This is a genomic window from Mesorhizobium sp. M0894 (genome assembly GCF_040319725.1).
Lineage (GTDB): Bacteria > Pseudomonadota > Alphaproteobacteria > Rhizobiales > Rhizobiaceae > Mesorhizobium.
Genome location: NZ_JAMYOG010000010.1, coordinates 175,212 through 187,589, shown reverse-complemented (window position 1 = coordinate 187,589; position 12,378 = coordinate 175,212). Strand labels below are relative to the sequence as shown.

The window sequence follows — 12,378 nt, the reverse complement described above, 5'->3', positions numbered from 1 at the left end:
GGAGGTTTGGTGGACGAAGGCCTCTCGGCCGGTCGGACATTTCATTCCGATGTATTCGCCCTAGCGGCGCGCGATCAGCAGGCACAACTGGCGCAAATCGCTGTCATAAGTGCCTTCGCTGCTGAGCACGTCGACGCAGCGCCTCTTCATCCTGGCCAACTTGTCGCTCGACATGTCGGCGACGACCTGGGGTAAGTTGGGATTGCTGGGATTGTTGGGATTGTTGGGATTGGACGGGCTGCCCGGGTTGGACGGATTGCTCGAATTGGTACCACCGCCGATCCCGACACCGGCGCCGACATTGATGCCGCTGCCGATCCCGACCCCCGCGCCGGCCCTGACGCCGCTGCCGATACCTACCCCGGCGCCGGCGGCAATGCCACCGGAACCGCCGATCGTGGCGCCGGCACCGGCGTTGATGCCGCTTCTGCCCGCGACCGACGCGCCGGCGCCCGCGGCAATGCCGCTGGAACCGCCAACCGTTGCGCCGGCGCCGGCGTTGATGCCGCGACTGCCGCCCAGCGACGCACCGAGGCCGGCCTTGATGCCGCCGCTGCCCCCAACCGTTGCGCCGGCACCAGCGTTGATGCCTTGGCGGCCACCAACCGTCGCGCCGAGGCCGGCTTTGATGCCGCCGTTGCCGCCAATGGAAGTGCCAACACCAACGGCAATTCCGTCCGCGGCATTCACGGGCATCGAGAGCATGAAAACAACTGCGCTGCCCGCCACCGCATCGGTGATTGTTTTGATTATGATGGTCATAACACTCTCCTTGCTGTATTGCGCTGAACAGCCCGCGACATCGCCGGTTGCATACCTACTAATTTGCAAGAAGATTATCGGTTTCTTTGCCGATCAACTTACTGGCCTCATGGTATCTGTTCACACAACAGCCGAGTGAAGTTTGTAGTGAAATTTTCCGAAAGTTTTACTTCGGGAAGGTCCTCTGCCGGGTGAAGCAATGCGAGCGTCAACTGATGGGCGCCGCGATAGACGAACGTCGCCCCAACGGTCGGCGATCGAAATAAGGCGAATTCTTAAATCTGAAAACGACTATATCAATCCGACACGAGGCAATAGAAAACGGGCCGAGAAGGTCCGCCATGCGCGTGTTTGCTTCGCCGTGCTGCGCCATTTTTGCCAGAACCTTTCCGTCGCCCGCATTGTTTTCTCTGTAGTCGCCATGCGACGACAACCGAATGATGGAGATCAACATGCTTACGAAAATCCTGACAGCCTCCATACTTGCAGCCGGTCTGGCGACCGCGGCGATGGCCCAGAATGCCGGCTCGGACAACAATGCGCCTGGCAGTGAGAAGAGCATCGTCGTCCAGCCCAAGCCGAATGGCATCGACCTTGGCACGACCAGCAGCACGATGGGCACGACGGGTGCCATGAACTCCAATGCGGATCAAAACTGCCCTGCAACCCCGCAAGGTGCCCAACCCGATGCGTCCAACAAGCCTGCCGGGACGGTTTCCCCGACTGTCAACGACAACAATTGCGGTAAGTAGTAAGCCACGACAATCCGGCTTACCATCGCGGGTGGGCGGCAGCGGGACTGGTTAGGACTGGTCCCGCCTTACGATGGGCCAACCGAACCACGAGATCCAGCGATGCAATCAAATCCGCTCGAGTTCACGCTTTGCGCGGTCGCGCCTTGGGTTTGGTTCCCTCTTTGGCGGCCGGCGTCGGCTTAGGCTGGCGTGCTTTCGGCTTCGGCCGGCTGGCGGTCTCCTGCGCGGCGGTTTCTGCGTCGATCTCGGCGGTAGCCTGATCCCAATGCTGCTGATGCGACCCGTCGGGCCTGCCTGCCTGTTCCCAGATCGCGTGTGCCCGCTGGCGAATCCGTTCCTGCCTGTCCGTCACTGTTGCCTCCGTCGGCTCGGTTCATGCGTAAGCAACTTTGTTCTAGCTGAAATTTCGACCCGCGTCTTGAGCGGCAGGCACCGTTATTGAGCCTCTCTGTCACACAGGACAGCAACGCCGAGGAGCGCCGCCTTCTTGATGATCAGCCCTTCAAGATCGGCGTCCGAGCGCTCCGTTCCGGTGCGTTCGCGCAACAGCGCAATCGCTGCCTTCATCGACAGCAGGCCATCGCCTCGTTCAGCAAGCAATTTGTCGACGGCTGCGGCCACGTTGGTCGGCTCGACATGCGGCAGCATGGGAATGGCTCCTTTCCTTGTTTCGAGACGACAGCGGCTCCATCCCGATCCTTCGGGATGGAGCTCTTTTGATAATTTAGACCGTGACCTTTCCAAATCCGGTTCGCGGTTTGGGAACGCCGGTCACTCGATGACGTGCACGATCCTGCGCGTGCCGGGGTCGACGAGCACGGTGCGACCGTCGACGACGACGTATCTGTACTGCACGTCGGGAACATCGATCGGTTGCAGCTCGACCGTATCGGGCAACGTGGAACCGATATTGAGCTCCACCCCCAGAAGATTGATCGACGCCAACGGGTGCTTGTGGACGTATTCGCGGATGACCGTCTGCTGTTCGGGCGTGACAATCACCTGGTCTGCGGTGGCCACGCCGACGCCGGCGAGCAACACCAATCCCGCCGCAGCAGGAACAAGGTGGATTTTCATCGTCTACTCCTGTTGTTACGGGCCTCGCCTTTACGGTTGCGACGCGGCATTCCGGTCGAAGCGGCGAACCCTCTAGGCAAACGCCCAGGCCACCTTGTTGTTCCGTAAGTGGCGGCTAATCGAATAGCGGTGAAGTGCCCGTGCGGTGCGGCGAATGGACTGCGGATGAGCTGCGGTGGCCCGCGTCGCAAGACGCGGGCCGATCGGTCTCCCGATCAGCAGCGATACCGGAGGGGGTGATATCGGCTGCGTCTAAAACAACATTTAGGACAAGCTAATGTTCCTAGGCGACTGCAACTAACCTGCCGGCTCGAGCGGCGCGGCGTTACCGCCCGTCGCAGCCCCATGGGCAGCCTCTGTCGCAGCAATTGAAGCGGCTACTGCTTGGGCGGCTGTGGCGGCACCTCGCCAGGCTTGATCACCGGGGTCCTGCCCTCATCCGCCGGTGGTGCCGCCATGCCCTGATCGCCCGTTGGCGGCGGCTTCAGCACCCCACCGCATGGCTCGAGCATATCGGACAAATTGTTGCCGGCCGGCTGCTGCTGCTGGCTGTTCTTGTCCGGCGGCTCGACCTTGCAGCGGTCGAATTGCGACTGTTCGCCCGGCTGCGCGGACGCCGGCACCGCCAGCACCAGCGCGCCTAGCATGTACGGCAAGAAAATGAGCGGTCTCATGTCGAGCTCCTTTCGCGCCAGGATCGTCTGACTTGTGAAGGCAGGCAGGCGCGATTGGTTCCGTCGTGCGGCAATGCGCCCGGACCGCAGTGGCCCGGGAACCGGCCGCCAGACTTATGAGTTCAACCACTGAGCCAGTTCAGGGCCGCCGACATTATGGAGAACCAGCGATGGAACCGCGCAGGAAAGAACGAACCGACGACGAGACGGAGAGCCCGACCATCCAGCAGCAGGACTGGGACGCCATCCGGAGCGGGAGAATTCTCCCAGACGGCGTGCCGCAAAACGGCGACATCCGTTACGACGTCGAGAAAGACGGCGAACTGCCGGAGGAGGATGACGATAACGCTTACCAGGAAAGCGACGAGGCGTTGCCGGACGATACCGATGAACGCGTTATTTCACGCGATCTCGCACGCGAAGGTGGTCCTTTCGACGAAGAATGAGCCACCGCCTTTCGCACTGCCCTCGCTGTCCGCGTCGGCGGCCGGATGAAAAAGCCCCTGCTTTCAATTCGGGAGGTCGAAGACCGGCTCCTGGCAGCGATAGACCAGACATTGACCGTCACGCGTCTTGATATAAGCGACGCGCGGCATCTGCGGCCAGTCGCATTCATTGCCGAATTGGCGCACGTATCGGTCGTAGGTGTTCCGTCCGGTGGTCAGCACCACCGAGCGGTGCCTCTGGATCAGAAGCTGTGTCTGTTCGCACGTCATCGCGCGGCTGTCCGGCCGGGCATGGGCCGTCGCGGCAAACAGAAGCGCCCCGGCTGTCAGGACTGCCGCTTGTGTCAGGACTCTGGCAAGCATGACACCATCTCCCGTGAGGCCTAAAGCGTATCTTGGTTTCGCAAGCGCCGGATCGAGCCGCCCTCGCAGAGAAAAGATCGTACAGATTGCCAGGGAAAATGCAAAAGCCCGCCGCACCTTTCGGCGCCGCGGGCTTCAACTGAACGTCACTCTTTTGTCAGCTTGGGCGGCTTACTCCTCCTTCACCGGCCCGAACCGGCGCACGATCACCTCGAAGACGATATCCGAGATCCACATCGCCGAGACGCCGATGAGGAACGCGGCGGCGAGCGTCGTGGTGTCGTCGTCCGGAGGAGGAATGGGCAGGCCGGCGGCGCGGAAATAATGCACGACCGGCAGCGTCAGATAGGCCGCCGCCAGCGCGCCGCAGATCGGCGAGGCCACCATTTCGCGGACCTTGTAGCGATGACGCGACAAAGCCCGCAAAATACCGCCGGAAAGGCCGGCGACCAGCACCGGCGCCTTGATGCCCAGAACGTCGAGCAGCTCATGCATCATGGCGTCCACCCACACCATCTGGCACCCTGCCCGTTGAAGGCGTTCATCTCGTCGAGCTCGGGCCGGGTCACGGCGGCGACGATGGCCGCCGATGGCCGGCGCGGCTGGTTGTGGTCGCACCAGACCTGGCGCGGATTGCCGGCCGGCGCGGTTGTCGTGCAGCCGGCGAGCACCAGACAGAGGATCAGCGCTTTGCCCATTTCCCAGCCTCCGCTCGTGCTGCCGCATCGGTCATGCCGGCCGCCTTGCGCTCTTCTGCGGCGGCCTCGCGGTTCATTTCGAGGCGATCTTCTCCGGCCGCGACTTTTGCCTCGGCCTGTTTGGCCGCCTCCTTCTTCGCCCGGTTGATGCCGCCCGCAACATAAAGGCCGATGCCGCCGGCCACAGCAGCGAATATCGTCATGACGAGCTTGTTGCCGATGATGGCGCCGAGAATGGCGAGGAGTGCGGCCATCACAAATCCTCCGCGCGGCGGCGGCGCAGGAACTCGGTCAAAACGCCGTTGACCACAAGAAACCAGGGGAACCATTCGCCCGGAATGATCGGCGAAAGAACCTGCGGGTCGACATAGGTGACGATGCTCGCGATGACGCCGATGGCGGCCTGAAGCCGCGCCCAGAATATTGTCTCGCTATCGCAGAAAAAGCTCTTGATCCGGGTCCACATGTCATTTCCTTCCAAACAGTTTGAGGATGGCTGATAGTTTCAGGACGGCGGCGATCAGCGCTGCCCGGAAGCCGGGCTTGGCGACAGGCACAGGAGGCGCAGAGAGCGCGGCGGCCGGCGGTGGAACGGGAATCGATTTTGCGGGCTCTAGCGGAGCTGCAGGCCGAAGGACCACCAGACCGGCAGACGGCCACGGCGTATCCTTGATGCGCGACCATTTGCGATAGGCCTCGGCAAGCCTCGTGTCGTAAGCGTTCTTGCTATAGCCGGCGCCGTTGTAGCCCTTGGCGAATCCCGCCCAGTCGTGATTGCGCAGATTGTCGTCGAGCCGCTTCTCGACGATGAAATCGATCGCCGCGCCGAGCTGCAGCGCCTCGTCCGCCATCATCGCCTCGACCATCGCCTGCACGGTAGGAAAGCCGGCGGCTTTGAAATTCTCGCCGAGAACCTGGCCCAAGCCCCATGAGGCGGATTTGAGCGCCGCGGTTTCGTCGATCGCACAAGCTGCCCTGAGCCGTGGGTAGCTATCCCTTGGATAGGGCTTCTCGCCCCATTTCGGATAGGCGAGACCGGCGGCTACCGCTTTTGCCCGCTTGGCACCAGACAGGTTGCGGTAGAAGACGTGCGGTTCGAACAGGATGACCGGCCGGCCAACGGCGTCGAAGCCGTGCCCGCTGGTTTCAACATCGAGGAACGCGTGCATCTCGTCCTCGCCGACGCCGATCCGGGCGCCGAGTTTCGGCAAGTCTATGTCATCGAGGCGCCTCGCGGCGCCCTTGAATGAAAGGTCCATGGGTTTCCTTTCCGCCCTTGCGGGCAGGGTTTTGAGGTTGAAAAAACAGATGCGTGGCGGCAAAGCAGAATTGGGCGGCAGCGCGTGCCGATGTGGCAAGGAAGGTTGATGTTTTCGACCCGCCGTGTGAAATGGCCGCGGGATGGTGCATATGCCTGATGATGAACAAACCGCTGCGGCGCGCTGGTCGGTGAGGTCCGAGCTCCGCGCCGTCGGTCGCGACAAGCCGCTGCTCGCGGTGCTGGCAGCGATCCTCTGCCTTTATTGTGCGTTTATCGCCGGACCGATCGTCTATGCGGTGCTGGCCATCAACGGCATTGCGGATTTCTTCAAATAGAGCCGGTTTCGGCGATCTCGCGCCGGTCCGGCGCGCTGTATCGGCCCCGAAATTGCTCGGCCTGGATGAAATTGCTTAGCCGGGATGAAACTGTTCGCGTATATCGTTCGTACCTGTAGCGGGTGCGGGAGGACACGTGACGATAAGAATCAGACTCCCAGGCGGGACTTTGAAGATCAAGAAAAGCGACGAGCTGCGGCGCCGCGAGCAGAATCGCGAGGTGCCGGTTTGGCAGGTCGGCAATTACTTCGTCATCTGGTGGCCGAGCGGCATGTCCGATCGTCCATCCTCGCCCAAAAAATCCCCGCCCAGGAAATAGCCGCGCACCCGACGATCCCCGATTGGGCGCTGACGCTTCCATGCGGGATCAAGAACCGCCTGCGCGCCGAAACCTCCGAAGATCGCTCGCCAAATCCCAAAAATAGTCAGCGGGCAGGCGTTGACTCTTCCGCCACGGAAGGTCTCTTGTGCTGCGTTGCACAATGGGGTGGCGGAATCGATGGCGGTGCGTATCAGGATGCCTGGCGGCACGCTGAAGGTGAAGGTGTATCGCGAATTGCGCGATCGCGAACGCGCCCGCCGCATACCCGTCGTCAGGCTCGGCCGGGTCTATTTCACATGGTGGTCGAACCGCCAGCGCCTGATTGACGATCGGTCGCCAGGATGAAGCTCCTTCGTCCGGGCATGCGCGTGCCCGCCCGGCACCGCGAAGCCTGCGCAGCTCGCAAAATAAGTTGATGATGCTGCTGTTGACTCTTCCGTAACGGAAGGTCTCTACTTACCGCATTGCACACAATTGCTGCGTTGCACAACGGGAGTTGGACCGATGGCGGTGCGTATCAGGTTGCCGGGCGGCACTCTGAAGATGAAGACCTATCGTGAGTTGCGAGCCCGGGAACGCGACCGCCGCGTGCCTGTGATGAAGATGGGATCGCTGTATTTTGTCTGGTGGTCGAAAGGCCAGGAACCGCACGAGAAGCCGCAGGACAGCAGACGGTAGCTGCTAGGTCCGGTCGGCGAAGTCTCGGTGACGGCGAATATCTTGCCTTGCGAACTCGCTACCTTCGCACTCTGCTGGATGCTCGGCAGTGCCCATTGGTTGACAGCGCGATCGAGATAATCCAGACCGGTCGCACATCGCTATCTCGTTTCGGGCAAAACTGATAAATGCCTTTCGTGCCACCGTTCCTGCAGCGCTTAGCCGGCATCCAGGCCGGTGCCGGCACGAAGATGGACCTGCGCAGCGTACGCACCGCTCGGCGCGGCCGTCACTCCATCGGCGAACGTTGCATCTTAAGCTCGTATTTTTCGTTCGACCGGCCTGACGCGCAGATCGTTATCGGAAATGGAACCTACATCGGCAAGAGCCATCTTGTGGCAGCAGACCGCATCGAGATCGGGAATGACGTGATCATAAGTTGGGGGACAACGATTGTTGACCACAACTCCTATGCGACAGCATGGCGAAATCGGACGACTGACGTCGCTGACTGGCATCAGGGCAAGAAGGACTGGACGAACATCACGATGGCGCCGGTCAAAATCGAAGACAACGTCTTCATCGGTTTCAATGTTATCATTCTCAAAGGTGTGACGATCGGCAGAGGAGCTGTCGTCGGTGCGGGATCTTTCGTAACCAAAGACGTGGCCCCCTTAACTATGGTCGGGGGCAATCCAGCAAAACCTATTGGCGCGAAAAATCCATTAGCTGGTCGAGCATAGCGCCCCAGCCATGTAGGCCATGCTGCGCATCGCGGTTTTGGGCGCAATTTTCAACAACCCCGTTCGGATTTGGTACTTTAGCCAACCTTTTGAGCGGCCAGCCAGATATTGCTCGTAGGGCAGGCTTTGGCCAAATGCTTTTAGCCGTTCGATCTTTAGGCCGGATGTTTTAAGAAGGTTTTCAAACGTCTGGGTCGTGTAGAAGTTGATATGCCCATACGGCCCCGACATCCGAATGGCTTTGCTGAGATCTCGCGTATGTTCCAAAGGCACTTCGATATAGAGCTTCTTGCAAACCCGAGCCGCCTCCCTCAGAAACATCCGTTCGTGCTCGACATGCTCGACCACGTGGGATTGCCAATCCCAGGTCGAATGACTTGTCGGGATGTGGGATATGATACCCGTCAAAACGCAAGACGCTTTCGAGATTGGGAATTTTCCGCGAGTTGATCACCTCGATACCCGAGGAAGAAATCTCGACCGCCGCCAAGGTCTTTCCGAACCCACGCTTGTTGAGCTTGTCCAGCACGGCGCCTTCGCCGCCGCCGATATCGAGTATCGTGTCGAAGATTTCGCCTTGAACAAAGTCCTCGACGTGGTCGACTGACTGAACAGAAGCGATCTCGCGTTTCGCGTGCACCTTGTCGCCGGCATAGTAGTTATCGTATATCGCAATAATGCTGTCGGCGCCTGACATTGGAATTCTCCCCTTCGGTCTTTGACGACCCTGCCACGTTCGTCTGAAGGCGTCTAGCAGGCCAACGCCGTTGCGTGCAGCAGTTTTGACTAGACACTCACCAGAGGCGCGATATTGGTCGCCCATCGCGTCCAACCCACGTCTCCAAGATGAATGCCATCCGGCACATCGATGGCGTCATGATTGGTCAGCGGAAGACCGTTGACGAGGACAGTGTAGGGGTCTGCCTGTTCCGCCACCCCGTCGGACGTAGCCTGGAAATAATCAATCATTTTGAGCGGCAGACTATCTTGGGCGGGTGCGATGTAGTTCGAGGTGAGGACGTAGTGCTTGACCGTTGGCCAAACGGTCCGAAACTTATTGCAGAGCGATTTGACGTTGTTCTTGTGGGTGAGGAGTGGGACCTGATCTGTGCGGTCGTTATAATCATAAAGGGAAAACGCGACCGCTGGGTTGGCCTGAGCGAGCATGGTGCCGTCGTCGGTATGGGTATTTAGACGCCGGCTGCCGGCGGCCAGATTGATCTGCTGCCATCCTTTCATCCGGCACAGGATCGCGAATCCCGTAAAACGCGAGGCCGAGGCATTATAGCCGACGCCTCGGCTGTCGCCGACCATCACCGCTCGCGGCATGGTCAAACGTGTGGCTGGCGCCGTGATTGTCGCTCCATTGGGGATCGTGGCGCCTAGGAACCAAGTGCTCATGGCATAAGGCATCTCGATTTCAATGTGCCTGTCAGCAGCCGACGCGAAAGTTAACGGCACGAAAGTTCTGCCTATCGCCGCTCCGATCGCGAACGATTGGAAGAAAACACCGTCGACATAGATAGAACCTATCCCATTGGTCGACGCTCCGGAGAGACCGGGATTATGGAAATGGAGAGTCAGTTCCTTCGCTCGCGTGTTGAAATGTGGGCGCCAACCGGGTGTTGTGTACTGATAGGTGGTATCCACGACCGGCCGCACGAGGCTCGCCGCGCTCGCCGACAGGGACAGGGTGCCGAAATAGTCGCTATACTCGATCCGGCTGTCGTTCGGCGCGATGTTGATGGTCGGTTCGTTGCCGGGCCAACCGAACGCGTTGACGTTGATTATTTCGGCATCGGCCGCGGCGCGCGGAACAATGATAATTTCCTCGATCCAGCCGCCAAGTGGGGTCAGGCCGCCTGGGCCGATCGAACCGAACCGAAAGATCGAGACGGCCGGCTCGGTGAAGACCGCATCAGGCGTGCCGAGCGTGCCGTCCATGCCGAACTTGGCTGCGCCCGTCGCAATACTGGCCATCGCGCGATGGCGAATATCGGGATCGCCGGCGCCGGCCAGAATATTCATCTGCAGCACGTTGCCCGAGTACATCTGCAAGGCGCCGGACGTGATCGACGATAGCATGCCCATGACGCGATTGTTGGTCGTGCCGTCGTCCAGGCACCAGATGCCGCGCGTCGCGCTGTTCGGCGCTTCGGTCGAGACGACTGCATAGATGCTGAAGGTGGAGAAGTCGCCGGGCAGCGCGGACGTCGGCATGGTGATGATGTCGGCGGCGCGCGCCAAGGCCGCTATCGTGGTCGGAATGGGCGAGGATGGATAGGTGACCGTGCCTGGCTCGTTCTGCACGCAGTCGACGGCTATGGCATCGCCGCTTGTCGCAAGCTTGATCATCACTGTCGGATTTGCAAGCGTCTGATTGGGGATCGCCAGCCTTTGCCAGCGCTTGGTCAGCGTGACAACTGTCCATGTCGCGCCGCCATGCATCGACATCGAAACAGCGCCGGTGCCGGTCACGCGCTTCAGGTAAGCGTCATGCGCCCTGGGAAAAGATGCCTGCGTGACGGCCTGCGAAATCGTCGCATCGGCGGCCGTCGCGGTCAGAGACGAAGCCGAGCCGGCAATCCCATCAAGGCCGACCTGATCCTGGGCCACAGTCATGTTGGTTGCGACCCAGACCAAGGCCGACGAAGAGATCGCCTTTGTAGCGCCACTTGTGCCGCCGGTCAGCGTGCCGGTCATGGTGCCAGCACCGCCGGACAGTCCGAAGATCGTCGAAGTCGAGTTGCCGGCGCGGTAGACGCCGGTGCCGCCGCCGGTCGCCGTCACCGCCTCGCCGTCAACGAACGACCCAGCGCCGCCAGTCACCGTCAGCTGATGCGTGATGCGCAACGACCGACTCTGCAGCACGACATTAGAGCGCGCGCTTTCGACGCGAAGTCCCTTGTGAGCGAGCGAGATTGGGTCGTGGTCGAAACGCAACGTGTTGGCTGGCACGGCTTCCATGAAGCCCAGCGCATTGAAGCGATAGGTGACCCCGGCATTCACGACAGCGATCTTCGAGGCCGCCTGTCCGATGAAGCGTTTGGTTGCGTTCTCGGCATCCTTGATCAAGACGGCCGGCGTGCTTTCCGCGAACAGGAATGCGGCGCCACTGTCTTCGTAGGCGAGCCGATTGGCGAGCCGATCAGCGACGGCGGCATCAATGGTAGGCAGAGACCTAACCCCCGTGTCGGCCGCGACCGGTCCCGCCGCAACGCTGTGGAGGCCAAGCAAGCCGGCGCTGACCTCCGTCCAGAAATACTCGCCGACATCGACATTCCTGCCCATTACCGCCACCGCCGCGGCGCCGGCCAGCCCCGCCGACGCCCCGAAGCTGAACGTCGGCGCCACCGTGTAGGAGCCCGGCGCCGTGATCAGTATCTGCGTCAGCGCCCCGCCCGCCACCACGAAGCGGCCGGCCGCGCCCGAACCTGTGCCGCCGGCAAACGCCAGGTCGAACGTGCCATTGGCGCCGCCCGAGCCTGCCGTGATCGCACCGTTGCCGACGACGCCGAAGCCGATTGCCGCCGCAGTCGTCGGGAAAATGCCCTTGCCGTAGAGCGAAGCGTCGCGTGCGGCCTGGGCGCTGATGACTGCGGCCGCCGCGGCGACTGCATCGGAATTGGTGGCAGCCCGGTCGGCCGTGGTTTGGCTGGCATTCGCGGCGGAAGCGGCTGCGCTGGCCGATGCCTGGCCGGCGCTGGTTTCCGCAGCATCCTTCAAGGCCTGGGTTTCATCGCGCAGCGCTTCGACCTCTTCGACCACGTCGGCGATGTCGGGCGGAACGGATGCGGCGATGGTGATGGCATCGGCGCCGACGGCCGGCTCGTCGGCCGTGAATTCGAACACGCGGTCGGCATTGACCGACCCGATCTGGGTGTGAACCGTCGTGCCCTTCTGCAGGGTGCGCGTCGTGCGGGCGTCGGCGGCACGGAACCATTCGCCTGCGCTCGCCGTGTAGATGCCGTTCTGCGTCGGGTCGGCCTGGTCCTTGACCAGCACGCGGTCGCCGATTTCGGCCGGCACGCCGTCGATGGCCTGCAGGCCGTGCAGGAGGATGTCGGCCGTGGTTGCGAGGCGCACGGGTTCGCGTTCGCCGGTCAGGAGACGAACGGCGGCAGTTGCAGGGCGGGACATGAGGGCTTGCTCCATAAAAAAGCCTCGCATAAGCGAGGCTGGAAGGGGTTCGGTGCTGGCGGTGGGAAATCTAAGCTGCGCGCCCGGACACCGCGTTATCCGGCGCGGCCGGTGTATTCACTGACGATTTTGCGGACAGCGAGCA

At 61.5% G+C, this 12,378-nt stretch carries 20 protein-coding genes and 1 pseudogene; 7 read left to right on the top strand and 14 right to left on the bottom strand.

The features are described 5' to 3' along the window. Positions 1-60: 60 nt before the first annotated feature. Complete coding sequence (locus NKH91_RS20640) at positions 61-762, bottom strand: hypothetical protein (protein ID WP_352546993.1); 702 nt, start codon at positions 760-762, stop codon at positions 61-63. Positions 763-1,199: 437 nt separating this feature from the next. Here NKH91_RS20640 and NKH91_RS20635 point away from each other — a divergent pair, with 437 nt between their 5' ends. Continuing rightward, entirely contained in the window at positions 1,200-1,514 is a 315-nt protein-coding gene (locus tag NKH91_RS20635; protein ID WP_023723028.1) for a hypothetical protein, read from the top strand. 124 nt (positions 1,515-1,638) lie between these two features. Here NKH91_RS20635 and NKH91_RS20630 read toward each other — a convergent pair whose 3' ends face one another. From NKH91_RS20630 to NKH91_RS20615, 4 genes are all read right to left on the bottom strand, one after another. Then, the gene (locus tag NKH91_RS20630; protein ID WP_352546988.1) at positions 1,639-1,869 is read right to left on the bottom strand and encodes a DUF2934 domain-containing protein; all 231 of its coding nucleotides are present in this window, start codon (positions 1,867-1,869) and stop codon (positions 1,639-1,641) included. Between the two features lie 83 nt (positions 1,870-1,952). Then, positions 1,953-2,165 (bottom strand): hypothetical protein, encoded by a 213-nt coding sequence (locus NKH91_RS20625; protein ID WP_352524156.1) that lies wholly within the window; start codon positions 2,163-2,165, stop codon positions 1,953-1,955. A 123-nt stretch (positions 2,166-2,288) separates the two neighbouring features. Next, positions 2,289-2,594 carry a DUF1236 domain-containing protein gene (locus NKH91_RS20620; RefSeq protein ID WP_031195423.1) on the bottom strand — a complete coding sequence of 102 codons (306 nt, stop codon included), beginning with the start codon at positions 2,592-2,594 and terminating at the stop codon, positions 2,289-2,291. A 377-nt stretch (positions 2,595-2,971) separates the two neighbouring features. Further along, a complete protein-coding gene (locus tag NKH91_RS20615) occupies positions 2,972-3,268 on the bottom strand; it encodes a hypothetical protein (RefSeq protein WP_023723032.1) in 297 nt (98 codons plus the stop codon). A gap of 170 nt (positions 3,269-3,438) precedes the next feature. Between NKH91_RS20615 and NKH91_RS20610 the strand changes: the two genes are divergently transcribed. Further along, positions 3,439-3,714: a hypothetical protein gene (locus NKH91_RS20610; protein ID WP_023723033.1), complete on the top strand. Its 276-nt coding sequence runs from the start codon at positions 3,439-3,441 to the stop codon at positions 3,712-3,714. A gap of 63 nt (positions 3,715-3,777) precedes the next feature. Here the strand turns inward: NKH91_RS20610 and NKH91_RS20605 are convergent, their stop codons facing one another. From NKH91_RS20605 to NKH91_RS20580, 6 genes are all read right to left on the bottom strand, one after another. Further along, positions 3,778-4,077 (bottom strand): hypothetical protein, encoded by a 300-nt coding sequence (locus NKH91_RS20605; protein ID WP_023723034.1) that lies wholly within the window; start codon positions 4,075-4,077, stop codon positions 3,778-3,780. A 171-nt stretch (positions 4,078-4,248) separates the two neighbouring features. Further along, positions 4,249-4,572 carry a hypothetical protein gene (locus tag NKH91_RS20600; RefSeq protein WP_352844853.1) on the bottom strand — a complete coding sequence of 108 codons (324 nt, stop codon included), beginning with the start codon at positions 4,570-4,572 and terminating at the stop codon, positions 4,249-4,251. After that, positions 4,572-4,775: a hypothetical protein gene (locus NKH91_RS20595; protein WP_023723036.1), complete on the bottom strand. Its 204-nt coding sequence runs from the start codon at positions 4,773-4,775 to the stop codon at positions 4,572-4,574. The genes NKH91_RS20600 and NKH91_RS20595 overlap by 1 nt, the downstream gene beginning before the upstream one ends. Next, complete coding sequence (locus tag NKH91_RS20590; RefSeq protein ID WP_023723037.1) at positions 4,760-5,029, bottom strand: hypothetical protein; 270 nt, start codon at positions 5,027-5,029, stop codon at positions 4,760-4,762. Before NKH91_RS20590 ends, NKH91_RS20595 begins: the two co-directional genes overlap by 16 nt. Next, entirely contained in the window at positions 5,029-5,241 is a 213-nt protein-coding gene (locus NKH91_RS20585) for a hypothetical protein (RefSeq protein ID WP_023723038.1), read from the bottom strand. The genes NKH91_RS20590 and NKH91_RS20585 overlap by 1 nt, the downstream gene beginning before the upstream one ends. Position 5,242: 1 nt before the next feature. Continuing rightward, on the bottom strand, positions 5,243-6,034 hold the full coding sequence (locus NKH91_RS20580) for an N-acetylmuramidase family protein (protein ID WP_352844562.1): 792 nt from the start codon (positions 6,032-6,034) through the stop codon (positions 5,243-5,245). Positions 6,035-6,185: 151 nt separating this feature from the next. Between NKH91_RS20580 and NKH91_RS20575 the strand changes: the two genes are divergently transcribed. The 5 genes from NKH91_RS20575 (at position 6,186) to NKH91_RS20555 (ending at position 8,093) form a co-directional block, all read left to right on the top strand. Then, positions 6,186-6,371 carry a hypothetical protein gene (locus tag NKH91_RS20575; RefSeq protein WP_023723040.1) on the top strand — a complete coding sequence of 62 codons (186 nt, stop codon included), beginning with the start codon at positions 6,186-6,188 and terminating at the stop codon, positions 6,369-6,371. A 169-nt stretch (positions 6,372-6,540) separates the two neighbouring features. Next, a complete protein-coding gene (locus NKH91_RS20570) occupies positions 6,541-6,690 on the top strand; it encodes a hypothetical protein (protein WP_352844563.1) in 150 nt (49 codons plus the stop codon). A gap of 180 nt (positions 6,691-6,870) precedes the next feature. Continuing rightward, complete coding sequence (locus tag NKH91_RS20565; protein WP_352844564.1) at positions 6,871-7,038, top strand: hypothetical protein; 168 nt, start codon at positions 6,871-6,873, stop codon at positions 7,036-7,038. Between the two features lie 159 nt (positions 7,039-7,197). After that, on the top strand, positions 7,198-7,371 hold the full coding sequence (locus NKH91_RS20560; protein ID WP_023723043.1) for a hypothetical protein: 174 nt from the start codon (positions 7,198-7,200) through the stop codon (positions 7,369-7,371). A gap of 167 nt (positions 7,372-7,538) precedes the next feature. Next, positions 7,539-8,093, top strand: coding sequence for an acyltransferase (locus NKH91_RS20555; RefSeq protein WP_352844565.1), 555 nt, complete (start codon positions 7,539-7,541; stop codon positions 8,091-8,093). Here NKH91_RS20555 and NKH91_RS20550 read toward each other — a convergent pair. The 3 genes and pseudogenes from NKH91_RS20550 to NKH91_RS20540 form a co-directional block, all read right to left on the bottom strand. Further along, positions 8,076-8,414 carry a hypothetical protein gene (locus NKH91_RS20550; protein WP_352844567.1) on the bottom strand — a complete coding sequence of 113 codons (339 nt, stop codon included), beginning with the start codon at positions 8,412-8,414 and terminating at the stop codon, positions 8,076-8,078. The genes NKH91_RS20555 and NKH91_RS20550 overlap by 18 nt on opposite strands. A 97-nt stretch (positions 8,415-8,511) precedes the next feature. After that, positions 8,512-8,790, bottom strand: a pseudogene (locus NKH91_RS20545) (class I SAM-dependent methyltransferase); the annotation flags it as partial. A gap of 89 nt (positions 8,791-8,879) precedes the next feature. After that, complete coding sequence (locus NKH91_RS20540; RefSeq protein ID WP_352844569.1) at positions 8,880-12,233, bottom strand: SGNH/GDSL hydrolase family protein; 3,354 nt, start codon at positions 12,231-12,233, stop codon at positions 8,880-8,882. Positions 12,234-12,378: the final 145 nt, after the last annotated feature.

Excerpts from the sequence above, each read along its gene's own strand:
- NKH91_RS20640 (WP_352546993.1), bottom strand. The coding sequence starts at position 762 with ATGACCATCATAATCAAAACAATCACCGATGCGGTGGCGGGCAGCGCA.
- NKH91_RS20635 (WP_023723028.1), top strand. The coding sequence starts at position 1,200 with ATGATGGAGATCAACATGCTTACGAAAATCCTGACAGCCTCCATACTT.
- NKH91_RS20625 (WP_352524156.1), bottom strand. The coding sequence starts at position 2,165 with ATGCTGCCGCATGTCGAGCCGACCAACGTGGCCGCAGCCGTCGACAAA.
- NKH91_RS20620 (WP_031195423.1), bottom strand. The coding sequence starts at position 2,594 with ATGAAAATCCACCTTGTTCCTGCTGCGGCGGGATTGGTGTTGCTCGCC.
- NKH91_RS20615 (WP_023723032.1), bottom strand. The coding sequence starts at position 3,268 with ATGAGACCGCTCATTTTCTTGCCGTACATGCTAGGCGCGCTGGTGCTG.
- NKH91_RS20610 (WP_023723033.1), top strand. The coding sequence starts at position 3,439 with ATGGAACCGCGCAGGAAAGAACGAACCGACGACGAGACGGAGAGCCCG.
- NKH91_RS20605 (WP_023723034.1), bottom strand. The coding sequence starts at position 4,077 with ATGCTTGCCAGAGTCCTGACACAAGCGGCAGTCCTGACAGCCGGGGCG.
- NKH91_RS20600 (WP_352844853.1), bottom strand. The coding sequence starts at position 4,572 with ATGCATGAGCTGCTCGACGTTCTGGGCATCAAGGCGCCGGTGCTGGTC.
- NKH91_RS20595 (WP_023723036.1), bottom strand. The coding sequence starts at position 4,775 with ATGGGCAAAGCGCTGATCCTCTGTCTGGTGCTCGCCGGCTGCACGACA.
- NKH91_RS20590 (WP_023723037.1), bottom strand. The coding sequence starts at position 5,029 with ATGGCCGCACTCCTCGCCATTCTCGGCGCCATCATCGGCAACAAGCTC.
- NKH91_RS20585 (WP_023723038.1), bottom strand. The coding sequence starts at position 5,241 with ATGTGGACCCGGATCAAGAGCTTTTTCTGCGATAGCGAGACAATATTC.
- NKH91_RS20580 (WP_352844562.1), bottom strand. The coding sequence starts at position 6,034 with ATGGACCTTTCATTCAAGGGCGCCGCGAGGCGCCTCGATGACATAGAC.
- NKH91_RS20575 (WP_023723040.1), top strand. The coding sequence starts at position 6,186 with ATGCCTGATGATGAACAAACCGCTGCGGCGCGCTGGTCGGTGAGGTCC.
- NKH91_RS20565 (WP_352844564.1), top strand. The coding sequence starts at position 6,871 with ATGGCGGTGCGTATCAGGATGCCTGGCGGCACGCTGAAGGTGAAGGTG.
- NKH91_RS20560 (WP_023723043.1), top strand. The coding sequence starts at position 7,198 with ATGGCGGTGCGTATCAGGTTGCCGGGCGGCACTCTGAAGATGAAGACC.
- NKH91_RS20555 (WP_352844565.1), top strand. The coding sequence starts at position 7,539 with ATGCCTTTCGTGCCACCGTTCCTGCAGCGCTTAGCCGGCATCCAGGCC.
- NKH91_RS20550 (WP_352844567.1), bottom strand. The coding sequence starts at position 8,414 with ATGTTTCTGAGGGAGGCGGCTCGGGTTTGCAAGAAGCTCTATATCGAA.
- NKH91_RS20540 (WP_352844569.1), bottom strand. The coding sequence starts at position 12,233 with ATGTCCCGCCCTGCAACTGCCGCCGTTCGTCTCCTGACCGGCGAACGC.